The sequence below is a fragment of the Lysinibacillus antri genome (genome assembly GCF_003977595.1).
Classification (GTDB): Bacteria; Bacillota; Bacilli; order Bacillales_A; family Planococcaceae; genus Ureibacillus; species Ureibacillus antri.
This window is the reverse complement of sequence record NZ_RYYR01000011.1, coordinates 60,377-82,293: the sequence shown is the minus strand read 5'-3', so window position 1 is coordinate 82,293 and position 21,917 is coordinate 60,377. Positions and strand designations below refer to the sequence as shown.

General features: G+C 36.5%; 18 protein-coding genes. 11 read left to right on the top strand and 7 right to left on the bottom strand.

Annotated elements, in window-relative coordinates; all coding sequences use genetic code 11:
- Positions 1-40: 40 nt before the first annotated feature.
- Positions 41-466: a CBS domain-containing protein gene (locus EK386_RS10065; RefSeq protein ID WP_126659035.1), complete on the top strand. Its 426-nt coding sequence runs from the start codon at positions 41-43 to the stop codon at positions 464-466.
- A gap of 113 nt (positions 467-579) precedes the next feature.
- Here the strand turns inward: EK386_RS10065 and EK386_RS10060 are convergent, their stop codons facing one another.
- Entirely contained in the window at positions 580-1,683 is a 1,104-nt protein-coding gene (locus tag EK386_RS10060) for a methionine biosynthesis PLP-dependent protein (protein WP_126659034.1), read from the bottom strand.
- A 270-nt stretch (positions 1,684-1,953) separates the two neighbouring features.
- Positions 1,954-2,340 carry a large conductance mechanosensitive channel protein MscL gene (mscL, locus tag EK386_RS10055; protein WP_126659033.1) on the bottom strand — a complete coding sequence of 129 codons (387 nt, stop codon included), beginning with the start codon at positions 2,338-2,340 and terminating at the stop codon, positions 1,954-1,956.
- 124 nt (positions 2,341-2,464) lie between these two features.
- Between mscL and EK386_RS10050 the strand changes: the two genes are divergently transcribed.
- The gene (locus EK386_RS10050) at positions 2,465-3,166 is read left to right on the top strand and encodes a lytic transglycosylase domain-containing protein (protein ID WP_126659032.1); all 702 of its coding nucleotides are present in this window, start codon (positions 2,465-2,467) and stop codon (positions 3,164-3,166) included.
- Between the two features lie 189 nt (positions 3,167-3,355).
- Here EK386_RS10050 and EK386_RS10045 read toward each other — a convergent pair whose 3' ends face one another.
- A complete protein-coding gene (locus EK386_RS10045) occupies positions 3,356-3,616 on the bottom strand; it encodes a GlsB/YeaQ/YmgE family stress response membrane protein (protein ID WP_126659031.1) in 261 nt (86 codons plus the stop codon).
- A gap of 685 nt (positions 3,617-4,301) precedes the next feature.
- Between EK386_RS10045 and ilvD the strand changes: the two genes are divergently transcribed.
- The 8 genes from ilvD (at position 4,302) to leuD (ending at position 14,625) form a co-directional block, all read left to right on the top strand.
- Positions 4,302-5,972, top strand: coding sequence for a dihydroxy-acid dehydratase (gene ilvD / locus EK386_RS10040; RefSeq protein ID WP_126659030.1), 1,671 nt, complete (start codon positions 4,302-4,304; stop codon positions 5,970-5,972).
- 475 nt (positions 5,973-6,447) lie between these two features.
- Complete coding sequence (gene ilvB, locus EK386_RS10035) at positions 6,448-8,211, top strand: biosynthetic-type acetolactate synthase large subunit (RefSeq protein ID WP_126659029.1); 1,764 nt, start codon at positions 6,448-6,450, stop codon at positions 8,209-8,211.
- On the top strand, positions 8,208-8,723 hold the full coding sequence (gene ilvN / locus EK386_RS10030; RefSeq protein WP_126659028.1) for an acetolactate synthase small subunit: 516 nt from the start codon (positions 8,208-8,210) through the stop codon (positions 8,721-8,723). Before ilvB ends, ilvN begins: the two co-directional genes overlap by 4 nt.
- A 92-nt stretch (positions 8,724-8,815) precedes the next feature.
- Complete coding sequence (gene ilvC, locus EK386_RS10025; RefSeq protein WP_126659027.1) at positions 8,816-9,829, top strand: ketol-acid reductoisomerase; 1,014 nt, start codon at positions 8,816-8,818, stop codon at positions 9,827-9,829.
- The gene (locus EK386_RS10020; protein WP_126659026.1) at positions 9,829-11,373 is read left to right on the top strand and encodes a 2-isopropylmalate synthase; all 1,545 of its coding nucleotides are present in this window, start codon (positions 9,829-9,831) and stop codon (positions 11,371-11,373) included. The genes ilvC and EK386_RS10020 overlap by 1 nt, the downstream gene beginning before the upstream one ends.
- A gap of 117 nt (positions 11,374-11,490) precedes the next feature.
- Positions 11,491-12,588 carry a 3-isopropylmalate dehydrogenase gene (gene leuB, locus EK386_RS10015; protein ID WP_126659025.1) on the top strand — a complete coding sequence of 366 codons (1,098 nt, stop codon included), beginning with the start codon at positions 11,491-11,493 and terminating at the stop codon, positions 12,586-12,588.
- A 15-nt stretch (positions 12,589-12,603) separates the two neighbouring features.
- Positions 12,604-14,013 (top strand): 3-isopropylmalate dehydratase large subunit, encoded by a 1,410-nt coding sequence (gene leuC, locus EK386_RS10010; RefSeq protein WP_126659024.1) that lies wholly within the window; start codon positions 12,604-12,606, stop codon positions 14,011-14,013.
- Positions 14,014-14,034: 21 nt separating this feature from the next.
- Complete coding sequence (leuD, locus tag EK386_RS10005; protein WP_126659023.1) at positions 14,035-14,625, top strand: 3-isopropylmalate dehydratase small subunit; 591 nt, start codon at positions 14,035-14,037, stop codon at positions 14,623-14,625.
- Between the two features lie 60 nt (positions 14,626-14,685).
- On the opposite strand, the gene EK386_RS10000 is transcribed toward leuD, so the two are convergent.
- The 3 genes from EK386_RS10000 to EK386_RS09990 all read right to left on the bottom strand — a co-directional run bounded on the left by EK386_RS10000 (position 14,686) and on the right by EK386_RS09990 (position 19,271).
- Positions 14,686-15,693, bottom strand: coding sequence for a C39 family peptidase (locus tag EK386_RS10000; RefSeq protein WP_126659022.1), 1,008 nt, complete (start codon positions 15,691-15,693; stop codon positions 14,686-14,688).
- 4 nt (positions 15,694-15,697) lie between these two features.
- On the bottom strand, positions 15,698-17,563 hold the full coding sequence (asnB, locus tag EK386_RS09995; RefSeq protein ID WP_126659021.1) for an asparagine synthase (glutamine-hydrolyzing): 1,866 nt from the start codon (positions 17,561-17,563) through the stop codon (positions 15,698-15,700).
- 337 nt (positions 17,564-17,900) lie between these two features.
- Complete coding sequence (locus tag EK386_RS09990; protein WP_126659020.1) at positions 17,901-19,271, bottom strand: MFS transporter; 1,371 nt, start codon at positions 19,269-19,271, stop codon at positions 17,901-17,903.
- 196 nt (positions 19,272-19,467) lie between these two features.
- On the opposite strand from EK386_RS09990, the gene EK386_RS09985 reads away from it, so the two are divergent.
- Positions 19,468-20,727 (top strand): helix-turn-helix domain-containing protein, encoded by a 1,260-nt coding sequence (locus EK386_RS09985; protein WP_126659019.1) that lies wholly within the window; start codon positions 19,468-19,470, stop codon positions 20,725-20,727.
- Positions 20,728-20,769: 42 nt separating this feature from the next.
- On the opposite strand, the gene yfkAB is transcribed toward EK386_RS09985, so the two are convergent.
- Positions 20,770-21,882 (bottom strand): radical SAM/CxCxxxxC motif protein YfkAB, encoded by a 1,113-nt coding sequence (gene yfkAB / locus EK386_RS09980; RefSeq protein ID WP_126659018.1) that lies wholly within the window; start codon positions 21,880-21,882, stop codon positions 20,770-20,772.
- Between the last annotated feature and the right edge of the window lie 35 nt (positions 21,883-21,917).

The window sequence follows — 21,917 nt, the reverse complement described above, 5'->3', positions numbered from 1 at the left end:
GCAACAATAAAATAGATGAAAATTTGAAGGAGGAAACAACATGAAAACTGTATCTCAAATTATGTCGACAAATATTCAAGTGTGTACACCACACGATTCACTAACTCAAGCGGCAAAAATAATGCGTGATGTAGATTGTGGATCTGTACCTGTTTGTGAAGGGAAAAAAGTAGTAGGGATTATTACAGACCGTGATATCGTGATTAACTGTGTTGCAGACGGTAAAGATAGTAATAAAGTACATTGTCATGATTGTATGACAACAGATGTCGTTACATGTGATGCGAATACAGATGTTCATGAATGTGCACGAATCATGGCACAACATCAAATTCGACGTATTCCAGTAGTTCAAAATGGAGAAATCGTAGGTATTTGTGCAATAGGGGACTTAGCGAAAGAAAATATCTTCGTGAATGAAGCTGGAGAAGCTTTAAGCGAAATTTCTGAACCAGATCATCACTAAGAAAACATCATTTATCTTAAGTAAACGACAAGTAATATCATATCGTTGCGCGGATAGCTACTGTTATCTACGTGAAAAACAGGCGTCTCAATTTTCTGAGACGCCTGTCACGATTAAAATTCGTTTCGAAGTTGATCAAACACTTGCTTTAAATCTGCAATAATATCTTCTGCTTCCTCTACACCTACTGAGAAGCGTAGTAAACAATCGTCTACACCTCTTGCCACACGTTCTTCATAAGGAATATCCGCATGTGTTTGCGTAGCTGGGTAAGTAATAAAACTTTCCACACCACCTAAACTTTCAGCAAACGTAATCAATTGCATTCTTTGTAAAAATGGGTTAACCATTTCAGGCGATTTTACTTTAAAAGATAACATACCACCTTTACCCGTATAAAGCACATCTGCCACTAATGGTTCACTTTCTAAATACGCTGCAACTTTCTTCGCATTGGCATCATGTTGTTTTAATCGAACGTGCATTGTTTTCAAGCCACGAATCACTAACCAACTATCCATCGGGGAAAGAACTAATCCCATTCCGTTATGATTAAAAGCGAGCTTTTCACATAATTCTTGGCCTTTTGCAATAACTAGTCCAGCTAATACATCATTGTGCCCAGCAATATATTTCGTTGCACTATGAAGTACGATGTCTGCACCGTGCTCGATTGGACGTTGGAAATATGGTGTATAGAACGTATTGTCTACAATGTAAAGTAAATTGTGTTTTTTACAAATCTCATTAAATTGATCTAAATCAAATTCAATCATTAATGGGTTTGTCGGTGTTTCTAAAATGATGGCCTTCGTGTTGTCATTTATTAATCCATCAATTTCTTCTACTTGAGAGAAATAAACTGGTTTAATGTTATAAGATTCGCTAAACGTTTTTAGCAAACGATAAGTACCACCATATACATCATCCGGTAAAATGATTTCATCGCCTGGTTTAAATAACGATAGAACTAATTGAATCGCTGCCATACCAGAACTACAAGCAAAACCTGCATCCCCATTTTCTAAATCCGCAATACCATTTTCTAAAATTTCACGTGTAGGGTTTTTAGTGCGTGTATAATCATACCCTGTAGATTGCCCGATCCCCGCATGTTTATAAGCTGTCGACATATAAATTGGCGGATTTACTGCACCTGTTTTCGGATCACTTAAATTACCTAATTGAACTAGCTTTGTTTCAATCGATTTTGTCAATGTTCTCACTCTTTCTTCTAAAGTTGTGTATTTGCAAATTTAATAATTCTCCATTATATGAAAGAATAATCTGAAATCATTTCTCATCTCAAGATAGTATCTCTAAATGAAGATAATTGATTTTATTATTTATACAATTTAACATGTTAATATTGTGAAAACAACACCATTGGAGTGAATATTTATAAATTACCAATTAAGATGATTAAAACAGTAGGAAAAATGAAAAAAAGTGCCTAATCAAATGCAAACTGATTAAACACTTTCGAATTAGGATTGCTCTTTTTTCAATAAATCACGAATTTCTTTAAGTAGTTCTTCTTTTGGATCAACTTGAGGGGCAGGTTCTGGTGCGGCCTCTTCTTTCTTTTTACGGTTTAATTTTGATAATAAACGTAATGCCATGAATATAGAAAAAGAAATAATTAGGAAATCAACGATCGATTGAATAAAAACACCTATTTTTAAACTATCTTCTGGACCATAGGCAAAACTTTTTGTTAAATCAATACCGCCAGTTAACATTCCTACAAGGGGCATAATTATATTTGTAACTAATGATGTAACAATTTTCCCAAAGGCACCACCAATTACAACGGCAATGGCTAGGTCTAATACGTTTCCTTTCATCGCAAACTCTTTAAAATCTTTCCACATTTATTCTCACTCCTTGATGTATAATACTAATTTAGTATAGATTGGTACTAAATGAGTTTCTATAATTCCATTCAACTAATTTAACAAATGACACAAAAGTTCTATTCGTATTCAAGTAGGTGGAGTGTGTATGTCAAAATCAAAAAAACCTCTTATAAGCCCTGGTGTAAAACTAGTATTAATTATTTTATTGATCCCCGCATCGATTACAATTTATGCCCTTGCATTTTTAGCGTGGGAGGAGTTGAGAAGTATCCCATTTATTAATGGACTAGTACATAACGAGATGGATGCCATACAAGGAGACTTTGATTTGCAAATCCCAGAAGAATATATTCCAATTTATCTTTCAGCCGAAAAGGAATATGGCGTTCCATGGACGTTACTTGCCGCGCATCATCGAATCGAAACAAGGTTTTCAACAATGAAAACATTAGTATCCCCAGTTGGAGCAGAAGGTCATATGCAATTTATGCCCTGTACCTTTGTTGGTTGGGATCACCCGACATGCAGTGATTTAGGGACGGGAGAAATTACAGAAGCGGAGAAAACAGACCCAAAAACCATTCAAAAGTATGGGGGATATGGCGTTGATGCGAATCAAGATGGCATTGCAGATCCTTTCAACATAGAAGATGCGATTTTTAGTGCAGCCAATTATTTGGCACAGGCTGGTGTAGCAGAAGGGAATTTTAAAAAGGCAATTTATAACTACAATCATAGTGAACAATATGTAGAAGATATTCTTTATTATTATCATCTCTACGAAGAAGTTAGTAATGAACTTGAACAGCTAGTCCTTGCAAAAAATAAAGAAATCAACTAACCAGTATAAAGGTAAAGTTGATTTCTTTTTTTGGAGCCTAGCTTAACGAGCCGCCTCCGCTTTTCTATGTCTAGCTTCAGGCGCTAGCTCTTTGACAACTTCGCTGCTGTCTGCAAAGGCAAAGAGCACCCTTTTGCCAGCCCCTCCAGTTGTTTTCAGAGCTGGGCGAGCGCCTTTCCGCTTTTCTTATTAAGTCGTTCTTTTTTTCATTGAGCGCATGACTAGGCTAACAATAAAGATTAATACAATCGCTCCTAGTAGGGCAGGGAATACGTAAAAGTCTGATACTTGCCAACCCCAATTTCCCAATACTGCACTACCAATCCAAGAACCTACAATCCCGGCAATAATATTACCGATAATTCCTCCAGGTACGTCTCTACCTATAATGACACCTGCTAACCAACCTAATATACCACCGATAATTAAAAACCATATGAAGCTCATCATTCTTTCTCACTCCTTTTTTGGTGTATATGCTTTTACAACAAACACAAAAAATATTGTTGTACTTTCAGAAGTAATATGTGCATTTTCGTGGAAACAATTCATTGATTCGATTTGAAAATAAATTTCACAAAATTTTCAAAATCTTTTGCGTTTTTCGTTAAATTGTCATATAATTGACACATATTAAAAAATTAATTTGATGGGGTGGTTTTTATGGATAAAAAGGTTATGAAAAGATTAAATCGACAAGCAGTTATTTTTGCATTTTTACATTCTATTATCCTCTTAAACCTCTCAATGGATCTTATTTTTATTAAATAATCTAATTTGATAAATTAAAAGTCTGGCATATTGCTAGACTTTTTTTATGTAAAAATAAAAGAACTTAAAACAAATATGAATATGAGAAATTTTCTAAAAAATCATTTGAAACAGAAAATTAGGAGCATTTTCGAGGAAAATAACGATTTCAACGAGGATAAGTTTTTTAAATTGTGCAAATAATTAAAAAAACAGTGTTGACGAAGACGCACTTTTTGTACTATGATGACAACAATTTAAAAAGTTCGTTACTTCAAACGAACAAAATCACGTTACCTCGAATATGAAGAACAGTGATTGTAAATTATGTATTATTATCTACTAACATATTAGTAACATAGTAGAACTGAGGGGCGTTTCAATTATGAGAAGTGATATGATTAAAGTAGGAGTTGATCGTGCTCCTCACCGTAGTCTTTTATATGCTACGGGTAAAGTGAAAGCAAAGGATTTAGGAAAACCATTTATCGGTGTATGTAACTCGTATATCGATATCATTCCTGGGCATGTGCATTTAAGAGAATTTGCAGATGTTGTGAAGGAAGCGATTATTGAAGCAGGCGGTATCCCATTCGAATTCAATACGATTGGTGTTGATGATGGAATTGCGATGGGTCATATTGGTATGCGTTATTCGTTACCAAGTCGCGAGTTAATTGCAGATTCTGCTGAAACAGTTATTAATGCACACTGGTTTGATGGTGTCTTTTATATTCCAAACTGCGATAAAATTACGCCAGGGATGTTAATGGCAGCTGTACGTACAAACGTACCTTCCATCTTCGTGTCAGGTGGTCCAATGGAAGCAGGAACTTCATCTAATGGAAAACAATTATCATTAACATCTGTTTTTGAAGGTGTTGGTGCTCACAAATCAGGTAATATGTCTGCTGAAGAACTATTAGATATAGAAAATAACGCTTGTCCAACTTGTGGATCTTGTTCTGGTATGTTTACAGCGAATTCAATGAACTGCTTAATGGAAATGTTAGGAGTTGCTTTACCAGGTAACGGAACAATCGTTGCTACTAGTGAACAACGCCATGAATTAATCCGTGAAGCTGCAAAACATTTAGTTCGTATGATTAAAGAAGACATTAAACCACGCGACATTATCACAAAAGAAGCAATTGATGATGCATTTGCTCTTGATATGGCAATGGGTGGTTCAACAAACACAGTGCTTCATACTTTAGCTATTGCAAATGAAGCGGAAATCGAGTATAACTTAGAAGACATTAACAAAGTCGCGGCTCGCGTTCCTTACTTAGCAAAAATTATGCCAGCTTCTGATGTCTCAATGGATGATATTAATAAAGCCGGTGGAGTAAGCTCCATTATCAACGAACTTACAAAAATTCCAGGAGCGATTCATCCTGATCGAATTACTGTTGCAGGTAAAACGATGCGAGACCTTGTTAAGGATTTTGAAATTACAAATGATCAAGTTATTCGAACAAAAGATAATCCGTATAGTGCTGTAGGTGGTTTATCCGTATTATTCGGAAATATCGCACCTGAAGGCTCTGTCATTAAAGTTGGTGCAGTTGATCCTTCCATTCAAGTATTTGAAGGAAAAGCAATTGTCTTCAACTCACAAGACGAAGCTCAAACAGCAATCGATAATGGCACTGTTAAAGAAGGTCACGTTGTAGTGATTCGCTACGAAGGTCCAAAAGGTGGGCCTGGTATGCCAGAAATGCTAGCACCAACTTCTGCCATTATGGGACGCGGTTTAGGTACAAAGGTTGCATTAATCACAGATGGTCGTTTCAGCGGCGCTTCTCGAGGTATTTCAATTGGACATATCTCACCAGAAGCTGCAGAAGGCGGTCCAATTGCATTAATTGAAAATGATGATGTTATTGTAATCGACTTACCAAATCGTACAATTAATCTTGATGTATCGGAAGAAGTACTAAACGAACGCCGACAAAACTTACAACCATTTGAACCAAAAATCAAAAAAGGTTGGTTAGCAAGATATTCTAAACTTGTTACAAACGCTTCAAAAGGCGGCGTAATGAAAATATAATTATTATTCACTAAATGGTTTAAAAATGTTATAATGAACATATAAACATTATAGTAAACATTTAAATATATTAATTCGATGATGGGGTAAAAGGATATAGAGTCTTGTATCTACCAGAGAGTCGGCATTGCTGGAAGCCGACGATACAACTATATCCGACATCGCCCCGGAGTGAGCTATTAAACGCTTTATGCCATTAGATAGCTCCGGGCAATTTCGAGATGCTCGTTATTAATGAATAGTGTATCTATTTTTACACATTAAATTTTCTTACTATTTGAAATGTTTAATGGAAATAGATAATTCTCACTATTCGCGAGGTAGCTTATGCTACGAACTAGGGTGGTACCATGAAAGTCTTTTCATCCCTACGCAGAAGGTCTTCTTTTGCGTGGGGAAAAAAGACTTTTTTATTTTTTTATCTTTTCGAATCTAGGTTCACCTCATCAATTAGTAAATAGGGAGGAGCAATAAAATGACTGCTAATGTATCAACTAGCGAACAAAAAGAGGCAGCGCAATCAGTGCAGCAAGAAACAAAACATAAACCTATTAACGGTTCAGATATTTTAATTCAAGCTTTACACGATCAAAATGTTGACATTGTGTTTGGATATCCTGGTGGTGCTGTACTAAATGTTTATGACGCAATGTACAAAAATCCAATTCGACATATTTTAACTCGACATGAACAAGGTGCAATTCATGCTGCTGAAGGTTATGCAAGAGTGTTAAATAAACCAGGTGTAGTCATTGCAACAAGTGGTCCTGGAGCTACAAACTTAGTTACAGGTATTGCAGATGCCATGATCGATTCAATCCCTTTAGTAATTTTCACTGGTCAAGTTGCATCTAACTTAATTGGGACAGATGCTTTCCAAGAAGCGGATATCATGGGTATTACAACGCCAATCACAAAACACAATTACCAAGTTCAAGATGTGAATGATATTCCACGTATCGTAAAAGAAGCATTCCATATTGCTAATAGTGGTCGTAAAGGTCCAGTTTTAATTGACTTCCCGAAAAATATTTCTGCTTCTGTATTTGATGAGGCATTAATTGAAAACAGTCGTAAACAAGAACTTTACTTACCAGGTTATCAACCAAATACAAAACCGAATTATTTGCAAATTCAAAAGGCCATTCAAGCAATTTCAGTTGCCGAAAAACCATTAATTTTAGCGGGTGCTGGCGTACTATTCGCAGAAGCGCGTGAAGAATTGACTGAATTTGTCGAAAAATACAAAATCCCTGTAGTCAACACATTATTAGGGCTTGGAAGTATTCACGGGGATCACGAATTAAATTACGGTATGGCTGGGATGCATGGTTCGGTCGTTGCAAACACTGCCATCCAAACTTCAGATTTACTTATTAATATCGGTGCACGATTTGATGATCGATTAACAGGAGATACATCACGATTTGCTCCAAATGCAAGCGTGATTCATATTGATATCGACCCTGCTGAAATTGGTAAAAATATTCCAACAGATATTCCAATTGTTGCAGATGCAAAAGAAGCGTTAAAAGCGCTACTGAAAAAGGATTTCCAAGCACCTGACACAACCGATTGGATCGATTTCTTAAACAATAAACAAACGGATTATCCATATTGGTACGTTGAAGACGAAAAAGAAGTGTTGCCACAACAAGCACTTGAAATAATCCATGCGATTACACATGGGGATGCAATTGTAACAACGGACGTAGGTCAGCATCAAATGTGGGCGGCTCAATATTATCGTCAAAATCATTCACACCAATGGGTAACATCAGGTGGCCTTGGAACGATGGGCTTCGGCTTCCCAGCAGCAATTGGTGCACAATTTGCAAAACCTGACAAAAAGGTTATTTCAATTTGTGGTGACGCTGGATTCCAAATGACAAATCAAGAGTTAGCATTATTAAAAGAATTTAATCTACCAGTAAAAGTTGTAATTTTAAACAATCAAGCATTAGGTATGGTACGTCAATGGCAAGAAATCTTTTATGAAGGGCGTTACTCGCAAAGCTTAATGCCGGTGCAGCCTGATTTCGTAAAACTTGCCGATGCATATGGAATCAAAGGTTACCGTATCCATACATTGGATGAAGCTAGAGAAATTTTTGAAGAAGCATTAAATTCAGATGAACCAGTAGTAATTGATTGCCGTGTTAAACAGCTTGAAAATGTTTATCCGATGATTGCACCTGGTAAAGCATTAAATGAAATGGTAGGGGTGAAGAAACCTTGAGACGTGTTATAACAGTAACCGTAATTAACCAAAGTGGTGTTTTAAACCGAGTAACTGGTTTATTAATGAAACGCCAATTCAACATTGAATCCATAACTGTAGGTCATACAGAACAAGCAAATATTTCAAAAATGACATTTGTCGTAAACGTTGCAGATGAAGTAAGACTAGAACAGCTTATCAAGCAATTATCTAAACAAATCGATGTTCTAAAAGTTACTGATATTACAGAAAAGTCCATTGTTCTTCGTGAGCTCGCACTTGTAAAAGTCGTTTCACCTGCGAACTTAAGACTTGAAATGAATGCAATTGTAGAACCATTTAGAGCACAAATTATCGACACATCTAAAAATGTTGTCACTTATCAAGTAGTAGGTCACCCTGATAAGATTGATGCTTTCATTGATCTCATTAAACCTTATGGAATAAAAGAGTTAACACGTACTGGTGTCACAGCAACTGTCCGTGAAAATCAACTTTTAGAAACGACGCAACTTTCTATTCTTAAGTAAGACATACTTAGATAGTTAGTATATATATGCTTTTACATTCGTAAGAGCAACAACAAACAATAAAACTTAACCAATCTTAGGAGGAAATTACAATGGCTAAAATGTACTATGAAAACGAAATTAACGAATCAGTATTAAAAGGGAAAAAAATCGCAATTATCGGTTACGGATCTCAAGGTCATGCACATGCATTAAACTTAAAAGAATCTGGTTTTGACGTAGTAGTTGGTGTACGTCCTGGTAAATCATTCGATCAAGCAAAAGAAGATGGCGTAGAAGTAAAAACTGTTGCTGAAGCTGCAGCTGAAGCAGATGTGATCCAAATCTTACTTCCAGACGAAAGACAAAAAGCAGTTTACGAAGCAGAAATCGCTCCAAACTTAACAACTGGTAAAGCATTAATGTTCGCTCACGGATTCAACATCCACTTCGGACAAATCGTTCCTCCAGCAGATGTTGATGTATTCTTAGTAGCTCCAAAAGGACCAGGACACTTAGTACGTCGTCAATTCCAAGAAGGTGCTGGTGTACCAGGATTATTTGCAATCCACCAAGATGCTACTGGTGAAGCTCGCGATTTAGCATTAGCTTACGGTAAAGGTATTGGTTCTGCACGTGGTGGTTTATTAGAAACAACATTTGCTGAAGAAACTGTAACAGACTTATTCGGTGAGCAAGCTGTACTTTGCGGTGGTGCAACTGCATTAGTTAAAGCTGGTTTTGAAACGTTAGTAGAAGCTGGTTACCAACCAGAATTAGCTTACTTCGAAACATTACACGAATTAAAATTAATCGTTGATTTAATGTTTGAAGGCGGTATGGAAACAATGCGTTACTCAGTATCAGATACAGCTGAGTGGGGAGACTATGTAACAGGTCCACGTATCGTAACAGATGAAGTAAAAGAAAACATGAAAGCTGTATTAAAAGATATCCAAGACGGTACATTCGCTAAAGATTGGATCAACGAAAATGAAACAGGTCGTCCACGTTATACTAAATACAAAGAAGAAGGCGCTAACCACCAAATCGAAGAAGTAGGTCGTAAACTTCGTTCAATGATGCCATTTATTCAAGAAGGCAAGAAAAAGGTAGTGATTAAATAGTGCGTAAAATTGATATTTTTGATACAACTCTTCGTGATGGCGAACAGTCAGCGGGTATTAATTTAAATACTGCAGAAAAAATTGAGATTGCAAAGCAACTTGAGCGTCTAGGTGTAACAATCATTGAAGCAGGTTTTCCTGCTTCAAGTCCTGGCGATTTTGAAGCAGTCAATCGCATTGCAGGAACAGTTAAAAACTCAATCGTGACAGGTCTTGCTCGTTGTGTTAAAAATGATATCGATACAACGTGGGAAGCACTTAAAGTGGCTGAACAACCACATATTCACGTATTTCTAGCAACAAGTCCAATTCATATGGAGTACAAACTAAAAAAATCTCCTGATCAAGTAGTAGAACAAGCTGTAGAGGCTGTAAAATATGCGAAAAAGTTCTTCCCACTTGTGCAATGGTCTGCTGAAGATGGTTTCCGTTCAGATCGTGATTTCTTAGTACGTATCATTGGTGAAGTCATTGCTGCTGGTGCAACGACAATTAATGTTCCAGATACAGTTGGTTATGCATCTCCACAAGAATATGGTGAATTATTTGCATTCCTACGTGAAAATGTTCGTGGGGCAGATCAAGTAAAATTCTCCGCACATTGTCATGATGACTTAGGTATGGCAGTAGCAAACTCAATTGCAGCTATTCAAAATGGTGCAGACCAAGTGGAATGTACAATCAATGGGATTGGTGAACGTGCAGGTAATGCTGCATTAGAAGAAATCGGTGTTGCAATGCACATTCGTAACGATCTTTATCAAGTAGAGACTGGTTTAAATTTAAAAGAAATTAAACGCACTTCTCAACTTGTAAGCCGTTTAACAGGTGTTGTCATTCAGCCAAATAAAGCAGTAGTAGGGAAAAATGCCTTTGCACACGAATCGGGTATTCACCAAGACGGTGTGTTAAAAAATAAAGAAACATATGAAATTATTTCACCTGCATTAATTGGTGAAGAAGATGTTCCTTTAGTATTAGGTAAACACTCAGGTCGTGCTGCATTCCGTGATCGTGCAATCACAATGGGCTTTGATTTATCTGATGATAAATTGAATAAAGCGTTCCAAGAATTCAAAAAGTTAGCGGATCGTAAGAAAGAAATTACGGAAGAAGATTTAATGACACTTCTTACTGAACAACAAGTTTCTATTGAAGACATTCCTTTATTCGAATTAAAATCTGTTCAAGTATCTTATGGAACTGAAAATATTCCAACAGCTACTGCTTCAGTTTTAACACCAGAAGGGGAGCTAAAAACATTAGCAGCCACTGGTTCTGGTTCGGTAGAGGCAATCTTCAATACTCTTGAGCAATTAGTAAACGCGAAAGTTAATATTCTTGATTTCCGTGTGAAATCTGTAGGTAAAGGTCGCGATGCTTTAGGTGAAGCTGTAATTAACTTACGTTACAACGGTTTCACTTCTACTGGTCGCGATGCAGCACAAGATGTTCTTGAAGCGACTGCAAAAGCATATTTAAATGCCATTAACCGTCATTTAATTCAAGAAAGTATTCGTGCAAAACAAACAACTGAAGTCTAACTTTTTGCAAATTGATAAATAAACAAAACGCCATCAAATGTGTTTCACGTTTGATGGCATTCTTTTAAATCCTATACGCTAAAGCGTTACATATTGAATAGAAAGGTGTTTTTGCAGGTGGAAAAGAAAATTACAGTACTTCCTGGTGACGGCATTGGTCCTGAAGTTGTTGCTGCTGCGGTTCGCGTATTACAAGCAATCGGAAAACGATACAAACATGATTTTCAATTAGGATATGCAGCGATTGGTGGAGCGGCGATTGATCAATATAATAATCCACTTCCAGATGAAACCATTGCAATGTGTGAACAAAGTGATGCAATTCTATTAGGAGCAGTTGGAGGTCCTAAATGGGATAACAACCCTGCAGAACTACGACCAGAATTAGGCTTACTAAAAATTCGTAAAACATTTGATTTATTCGCAAATCTTCGCCCAGTTAAGGCGTTTCCTAGTTTATTAGATTCATCTCCATTAAAACGTGAAGTAGCTGAAAATGTTGATTTAATGATCGTTCGTGAATTAACTGGTGGCATTTACTTTGGAGAAAAAAAACGTAATGATGAAGAAGCAAGTGATTTAAACATTTACTCTCGAAAAGAAATCGAACGAATCGTAGACAATGCATTCGAACTTGCTCGTTTACGTCGCGGTAAACTTTGTTCTGTTGATAAAGCAAATGTTTTAGAAACTTCTAGATTATGGCGTCAAGTTGTAGAAGAGAAGAAAGAGCAGTATACAGATGTAATTGTAGAACATAATTTAGTAGATTCTGTAGCGATGAAATTAATTACAAACCCAGGCCATTATGACGTAGTAGTTACGGATAATATGTTTGGTGATATTTTAAGTGATGAGGCATCTGTTATTACAGGATCTTTAGGTGTACTTCCTTCTGCTTCCATTCGCAGTGATAACTTCGGATTGTATGAGCCTGTACACGGTTCAGCTCCTGAAATTGCTGGCTTAGGCATTGCAAACCCAGCTGCTACAATTTTATCAGTAGCAATGATGCTTCAATATTCATTTGGTCTTAAAGAAGAAGCGGCAGAAATTGAACGCGCAGTAAGTACAGTATTTGAAGATGGTTACTACACGGCAGATCTAGTGAAAGATGGCAGCCGCGCATTATCAACAGACGAATGGACGGACAAAGTTATCGCAGAAATTGATACAAGTTTTGTTGCAGATAGCATTATGGAATCATATATTTAAGGATTGGTGAAGATTATGGCAAAAAATATTATCGAAAAAATTTGGGATTCACACGTTGTTTACAATGAAGCTGGTAAACCGGATTTACTATATATCGATCTTCATTTAATTCATGAAGTAACATCTCCACAAGCATTCGAAGGTTTACGTTTAGCAGGTCGTAAAGTTCGTCGTCCAGATCTATGCTTTGCAACGATGGACCATAACGTACCGACGAAAAATTTACCGACGATTAATGACCCAATTGCAAAAAAACAAATTACAACATTAGCAGATAACGCAAAAGAATTTGGGATTCAATTAGCGGATATTGGTCACCCAGATCAAGGAATTGTTCACGTAATTGGACCAGAACTTGGGTTAACTCAACCTGGTAAAACAATCGTATGTGGTGACTCACATACTTCAACACACGGTGCTTTTGGCGCATTAGCATTTGGTATCGGTACTTCTGAAGTAGAACATGTACTTTCTACACAAACATTATGGCAATCAAAACCTAAAACGATGGAAATCCGTGTTAACGGAAAACTTGGTGTTGGGGTAGCAGCAAAAGATATTATTTTAGCGATTATTGCTAAATGGGGAATTGGTGTAGGTACAGGACATATCGTGGAATTTACAGGTGATGCCATCCGTGAGCTTTCAATGGAAGAACGTATGACAATCTGTAATATGTCGATTGAAGCAGGAGCAAAAGCGGGTCTTATCTCTCCAGATCAAACAACTGTTGACTTCTTACGTGGTCGTCGCTTTGCACCAAATGAAGATAAATTTGAAGAGGCTGCAAATTACTGGTTAAGTTTAGCATCAGATGCGGATTGTTCATACGATGTCGTATTAGAAATTGATGCTGAAGAAATTGAACCAATCGTTACTTGGGGTACAAACCCATCAATGGGTACAGGCGTTTCGAAAACTGTACCAACGACAGCTCATTATGAAAATGAATCTGATAAAGCTGCATTACAAAAAGCACTTGCTTATATGGACTTAGAAGAAGGGCAACCAATTACTTCAATCGAAATCCAACACGTATTTATCGGTTCCTGTACAAACTCTCGTTTATCCGATTTACGTACAGCAGCTAGTATCGTAGAAGGTAAAAAAATCTATCCAGGCGTTCGTGGAATTGTTGTTCCTGGTTCTTACTCTACGAAGGCTGCTGCAGAAGCTGAAGGTCTTGATAAAATCTTCCTTGATGCAGGCTTTGAATGGCGCGAATCAGGATGCTCTGCTTGTCTTGGCATGAATGAGGATATTATTCCGTCAGGTGAACGTTGCGCTTCTACTTCTAACCGTAACTTCGAAGGACGTCAAGGGGCAGGGGCACGTACTCACCTAGTAAGTCCTGCGATGGCAGCAGCAGCTGCTATTGAAGGTCGTTTTGTAGACGTTCGTAAATATGTAAAACAAGAAGCGTAAGGCTAGAAGGAGAGTATTCAAATGGAACCAATTAATGTAGTAAATAGTGTCATTACACCATTAGATCGTAAAAACGTTGATACAGACCAAATTATTTCAAAAGAATTTTTAAAACGCATTGAACGTACAGGTTTCGGTGAATTTTTATTTCATCATTGGCGTTTTGACGAACAAGGAAATGAAAATCCAGACTTCGTTTTAAATAAACCTGAATTTAAAAATTCACAAATTTTAGTTGCACAAGATAACTTTGGTTGTGGGTCTTCCCGTGAGCATGCTCCTTGGGCGATTTTAGATTACGGCTTCCGCGTAGTTATTGCACCAAGCTTTGCAGACATTTTCCATAACAACTGTTTCAAAAATGGGATTTTACCAATTAAGTTAACTGAGGCAGAATGTGATGACATTTTAGCAAAAGGGCAAGAAAAGCCTTACAATGTTGAAGTGAATCTTGCAGCTCAAACGGTAACAGGGGAAGATGGCCAAGTGTACAATTTTAACATCGACCCATATTACAAAGAAATGTTATTAAACGGTTGGGATGAAATTGCATTAACGTTCAAATATGAAGTTGCAATTGCTGCTTATGAAGCAAAAAGAATTGCTTTCTAACGAACAAAAAGAAGAAGTCGACTAATTCGAAATTTCGGATTAATCGACTTCTTTTTATATTTAAAGAATAACAATTGCATGAGAACCAAGTGATTCGAAACTACTGAAGAACACGTTCTCATCAATTGTTTCGTACCCTGTTAAAGGATTCATGACTGTTACTTTCCCATCTTTGTACCCAGTCATCACGACAGCATGTAAATTCATATAGGTAGCATGTTTTTCATTCGTTCCCTTAATGATCCAATGACCAGAAGTACGTGGTTTTTTTAAATCAATCGTTACCCATGCAAGAACAGGAACACCTGATTGCACATAGTTAATAATCTCTTTCTTTGATGCATCGGATAAATTCATCGCTTTATAGTCACTACTATTTTCAAATAACACTTGATTCGCTACATCAACAATAGGGGAAGCATATACATAGTAGCCTCCTTTTTTTAAGGCTGGGTCACCTGCATAAGCAACATTTGGATCGGGACCGTAACGTACATTATCCTTGAATGTAAATGGCTCTTTCGGTAAATAGTTTTTTGCTAAATCCACTTTATCCGCTTTAACACCATAATAGTTTAAAATCGCCGCTAGAGCCGTTACTTCACAGCCATTTGGAAGCTCTGGATTTTGTTTTACAACCGGAACCGATAATGAGTCTTTTACGCTGGAATTAAAGGTTTCAATTGCTACAGTAGGCTTTTGTGAATCAAAAACGATTACTTCTCTTGTTTGTTCGAGCCATTCTTCATTCGGTAAAATACGATAAATGACCACTTCATATGGTTCGTCTTGTTGAAACCCTTCAAATGTCACTTTTCCCTCATTGTTTACCACTTCATTTGCGATTTCAACACCAGAAAAGAAATCATATACCCGAACCGCAACATTTATCACACTTTTTTCCGTATTGAATTCAACCGTTTGAATCGTCAGTTCATCGGAAGTACTTGCATAGGAATGTAGCGCTATTGGCGAAGATTCCAACGTGTTGCTGCTACATCCTAGCAATAAAAACGAACTACTAAACAGTACCAAAATTTTACTTGAATTTTGTTTCCTGCCGATCATCGAATCACACCGTTACATATTTTTCTGATATCACGTCATACCGATGTTCATTTACAAAATATTCATTATACCAAACTAAGAACATGTAGATTGACCATATTTTACGTTGATTGTTTTGTGTACCAGTTACATGCTCTTCTAATAGTTGTAGTATTTTTTGTTGATCAAAGAACTCCGCTGCTACCTCGCTATTGAATGCATTACGTACACGTGAAACATATTTTTCATCTCGTAACCAGTGGCGAATTGGAACAGGGAAACCAATTTTTTTACGGTTTGCCCACGCTTCTGGTAATGCATTGTTTGCTGCTTTTCGGAAGGCAAACTTCGAATTTTGTTCGTTTACACGGTAACGAGTAGGAACAGTCGCTGCAACATCCATAACTTCGCGATCAAGTAATGGTACACGTAGTTCAATAGAATGAGCCATCGACATTTTATCTGCTTTTAATAAAATATCATCCACTAACCATAAATTTAAGTCGAGTAATTGTTTTTTCGTTACATCGTCATGTCCGTTTGCCTTTTGATAGATAGGGGAGACAATATCTTTTACAGTTGGCGCATTTAAATAATCTTTCTTTAAAATGTGCGCTGCTTCGTCTTCTTCAAAAATGCGTGCTTGGCCAATAAATGTTTCTTCTACTGGAGCATTCACACGTTTCACAAACTGACCAATTTTACTATTTGGCATAATGGCTGCACCTATGTTAGCTAATGCTTTTACTGGCCCCGGTAAACCTTTGAATTTCTTTTGGTTTGGTGTATCGGAATATAAATCATAACCTCCGAATAATTCATCCGCCCCTTCTCCTGAAAGAACAACTGTTACATGTTGTCTTGCTAAACGTGCCAAATAATAGAGCGGAACAATTGATGGATTTGAGTGGGGCTCATCCATCATATATTGAATTTTATTTAAATCATTAAAGCATTCATCTGGATCTAATATTTCATTGACATTCTCAATGCCTAATTCTTTTGATAATTCTGCAGCATTATCAATTTCCGAAAAATTTTCTGCACTAAAACCGACTGTAAATGTTTTATCAGGACGGAGAACACTTGCTACATAACTTGAATCTACGCCACTTGATAAAAATGACCCTACTTTTACGTCAGCGATTGTGTGCGCGTGAACAGATTCACGTACGACATCATCTATTTCTTCGACAATTGTCTCAAGTGGGCGTTCTTCTGGATGAAATTCAGGTTCCCAGTAACGCTCGATTGAAAGCTTTCCTTTTGCATATGTCATATAGTGCGCTGCCGGTAGCTTAAATATACCTTTAAAGAATGTTTCCTTTAATACCGGATATTGGAATGTTAAGTATGGTTTTAACGCTTCTTTATTTAATGCTTTCACAAAGTGTGGGTGAGGGAGGAAGCTTTTAATTTCTGAACCAAAGAAAAGCGTTCCATTCATTTGGCCATAGTAAAAAGGTTTAATCCCAAAATGATCACGCGCTGCGAAAAGGGTTTGTTTATTGCGATCCCAAATCACAAACGCAAACATACCGCGCAGTTTCTTCACTAAATCTGTACCGTATTCTTCATATCCGTGAAGCAATATTTCACTATCTGTATCGGTTTTAAAAATATGTCCTTTTTCGATTAAATCATCCCGTATAATTTGGAAATTATAAATTTCTCCATTAAAGATTAAAACTAATGATTGATCTTCGTTATATAAAGGCTGAGATCCTTTTTCTAAATCGATAATACTTAAGCGACGGAAACCTAATGCCGCCTCACCTTCAACAAACTGACCACCACTATCTGGTCCTCTATGAATAATTTGATTCATCATTTTTTCTAAAACGACGCTTGGTTCATTGACTTCGCCGATAAATCCTGTAAAACCACACATAATATTGATTCTCCTTAATCTATAAAAAACTTGTTAGCAATGCATTTGCTATGAAATTTTTAACGAATTTTAGCATATAAAGTTACATTTATTTTTAGAATTACTTATAACTTATTTATTATACTATAAAAAAAGGTTAAAAATGTAGTGAATGATAACAAAGGGGACGTCCGAAAATTTATTTTGGGACGTCCCCTTTGCGACGAGGATAGTGACAATTTATTGTTACTACCGCAGGAGCAAAGCTTTTTAGCGATATTTTATCATTAAAAGCGTAGATGTCCAGAAAGTGTAGCACTTTCTGGACATCCCTTTTTTATTATAGCGTATTGGCATTTTATCGAAAAGGGTGTGTTGTCGGATTTGTCGTTCTTTTTATCTCATCTACCTTCTCATTGCACTCATTGAACTGCTTTTTTTTCTCAAAAACTTCATGAGGGTTTGACGAAGTGTTTCGTTTTAGCTCAGGGTAAATGGAGTGAATAAATGTTGATGGCATGAGGAAGAAAATTGTAAGAGCTAATGCAATGCTACAAATGATCAAAATGTATTGAGCAGGAATTACATCATAAAGGAGCCCAAAAATAAGCGTTCCTAGAGGTGTTAACGCCATTGCACACATCTCGATTATTCCGTAAATTCGACCACGATAGCTTTCTTCCACTTCTGTCTGAATAATGATTCCAATTGGTGTATTCGTTAACACTAAGGAGCTCCCAAATAAAAACATGTTTAATAGATAGTAGAAAAAAACACTTCCTGCAGGCAATGGCGTGATTAATGGAATTGCATATGCACCTACTAATAACGAAAGGGCAAGTAACGCTCGTTTTGAGAAAAGTAAAGGGTATTTTAATTTTGAACGCCTTGCCAAATAAAGAGCCATTAAAAGCATTCCAACTGCTCCAGCCGCTTCAATCATTCCAACGAGTTTATACTCGATTTCTAAAACTTCAACAAATATGAAACTAGCACCAACTGTTACTGACGCAAAAAACAAATTCAACCAAAATATTAACATCAATAACTTCGAAATAACGGGTTTCGTCTTAACGTAGGCAACACTGGCTTTCATACTTTGAAAGACAGATTCTTTACTATTTGGAATCGATTCGCTATTTGAGAAAAATTTAAAGTCCAACGTTGATTCTAATAGAAACGCCATCACATATGCGACGATATTAATCATAAAAAAAGTCTCAACAGAAACAAATCCAAATAACATCCCACCAATAAGCGGACCTCCAATGCCGGCAATCGATAAAGATAATTGATTAAAAGACATTGCCTTTTGTATTCGACTTGGGTCGACTAAATTCCCAATGGATGCAGTAAAAGCGATCATACTAAATGTGCTGCTAATTGAATAAATAATCGTCGTAACGTAAATGGCTAAAAGAGATAGTTCTGCCAACATGCTAAAAATTAGTAATGAAGTGATGGATAAAATGACGCCCAATTGCCCTAAGAGCACAATTGACTTTCTTGAATATCGATCGACCAAGATACCAGCAATGGGGGAGATGATAGTTCTAGGTATGATCGAAAAAATTAAATTAGCCGCGAAGCTAAATGCTGAACCTGTCATCGCTAAAATATACATACTAATCCCAAAGGTATACACATTAGCGCCAAGTGAGGAGATCATTTTACTAACAAGAAACGTATAAAGATGAATGGTCGCTTTTTTTTGGATTATGACGTCCATTACTTCTCACCTCCAAAAGTTTAATTTTATTAAACTCATCATATGCTACTAACTGCATGAAAGCAATATGAATGTTTAATTTAATTAAACTTTTTTTCGGTAGTTCACTTTTTTATTTTTCATCGGTTTAATGATATTGAAATTTCTTTCGAATTGTCGAAATTCTTGGTAAAATAATAGGGATGGAGGGATATTGATGAATGATTTAGGCAAACGCATAAGAAAACTACGTAGAGAAAAAAACCTAACATTAGCTGAGTTAGCAGGGGAACGTTTAACAAAAGGAATGCTTAGTTTAATTGAAAATGGAAAAGCACAACCATCAATAGAAAGTTTGCATTATATCGCAGAACGGATCGGAGTGGAGGTATCTACATTACTAAATGATAACAATGTAGAACAATTACGGGTGTTACTATTCGAAATTGAAGAAGACTTTAAAAAAATCTCAAATCCCTATATTAAAAAAGATATTAAAAAAATGAAACAAATGTACGAAAAGATTCAAATCCATCGTGAAAAATTACTAGGAAATCATTATGAGGAAATTCGATTACTAGATATTGCTACACGTTTAGAAACCTTTTTACATATCGATGATGATCCTTCGACAATGTATGATGTTATTGAATTTTATGAGAAAATACATGCTTATAACCAAGTAATCCATTGCTTTTCGTTTTTGGGGAGCACCGCTTTTAACCGCAATGATTACCGCATCGCATTGCAGTTTATGCAAGAAGGGGAAAAACGAGTTCATCCCTTCCTTCATTTAATCGATAAACTTTCTATACTAGATATGCATTATATATTAACCGTCTTGTATGCAGCAATCGATGACAAAACGAATACACAAAGACATTTGGAATTAGCCTTGAAGATTGCCCATGAAAATAAAATCTATTACCGTTTAGATGACTTTTACCGCTTTACTTTATCTCAAGCAATTGGAGAAGGGGATGAAGTGAAAAGTAGATATTATCTAGAGAAGTTAACACAACACGCTGCCTTCACGGAAGATAAAGCAGCAACAAGTATGCTCGCATTTTTTAAAGCACATTATGCGAATAACATCGAAAAAAATTATAAACAAGTTCCAAGTTTTGCTTCCTACTTAGATTACTCGATTGATTTAGAGGAGAAAAAAGATATTCTAATATTATATAAAATCGAAGAAGCCTATTCATACTGGGCACAGGGGTTATATAAAGAAGCCATTGAAAGCAGTAAAAATATTGAAATTCCTTCTTATGTCCATCATCCAACTGACTTAGCCATCATGTATCAAGGGTTTGCTATCCGTGCATTAAGTCATTTAGAATTAGGGGAAAAAGAGTTAGCGAAAAGTGAAATTTTATATGCTTATCAAGGTGTTAATGATTTTCCGGATACTCTGTACAAATCATTTATTCAACAAGCCTACGAAAAAATACAATATGGAAAAAGGGCTAGATAGGAGCTGGAATTTGAATCCACTTCTGTCTAACCCTTTTTTTGTTTATGCTTTTACAGAACCACTAATAAACTGCGCTTCTTTGTAATACATGTTTTTCACTAATACATTAGGTCCTAAACATTTTACAGCAGGACAATGGCAATTTAAACTTTTTGCTAAATCTGTCGCTACCCATTTTTCAAAAACATCCGGTAGTGAATCATGTTGTATGTTTCCAAGTGCTGGTGTATCACCAAAGTCTGTCACAATGACGTCACCTGTAAAGATATTTACATTTAAACGAGAGCGTCCATCAGGATCATTTCGTAATGTGACATTTTTCGCTTCACTTAAACGGTTTAATAAACGAGCATCTTCCTCATTTTGACTACAAGGATAAAACGGTAGCGTACCAAACAACATCCATGTAGATTCATCTCGTATATCTAATAAGTGATGAATTGCTTCTCGTGTTTCTTCTAACGAAAGGGAAGTTAGGCTCGATGCGAAGTCTGAAGGGTACATTGGATGAATTTCATGTCTTGCACATTTCATTTCATTCACAACTTGATGATGAATATGGTCAATATAAGGTAATGTTTTTTTATTTAACATCGTTTCCGCAGACACCATCACCCCTTGTTCAGACAACATTTGCGAATTTTCGATCATCCGTTCAAAAAGAGCCGCTCGTTGTTCAAATGTCGGTTTACGCTCCATCATCGTAAAACCTGTTTCGACAAATTCATCTACCGTTCCCCAATTGTGCGAAATATGTAGAACGTCCAAATATGGTGCGATGTCCAAATAGCGTTCACTGTCTAATGTTAAATTTGAATTAATTTGCGTACGCACTCCTCGTTCATGGGCGTATTGTAAAATCGGCTTCACATAATTCGCAACCGATTTTTTACTTAACATTGGTTCTCCACCAGTAATGCTTAACGTTTTCAAATGAGGAATTTCGTCTAATCGTTTTAAGATGATATCGATCGGTAGGGCATCGGGATCCTTTGTTTGAAGTGTGTACCCGACAGCACAATGCGCGCATCGCATATTACATAAATAGGTAGTAGTAAATTCAATATTTGAAAGAGTTAGTTTCCCGAATTGTTCAACATCCTTATAAGCTTCCCAGGGGTCAAATTTCGGGGTTATTTTTTCTAATGTCGTCATTGCTTTCTTACTTCCTTTCATAAAAAACTTGGTCC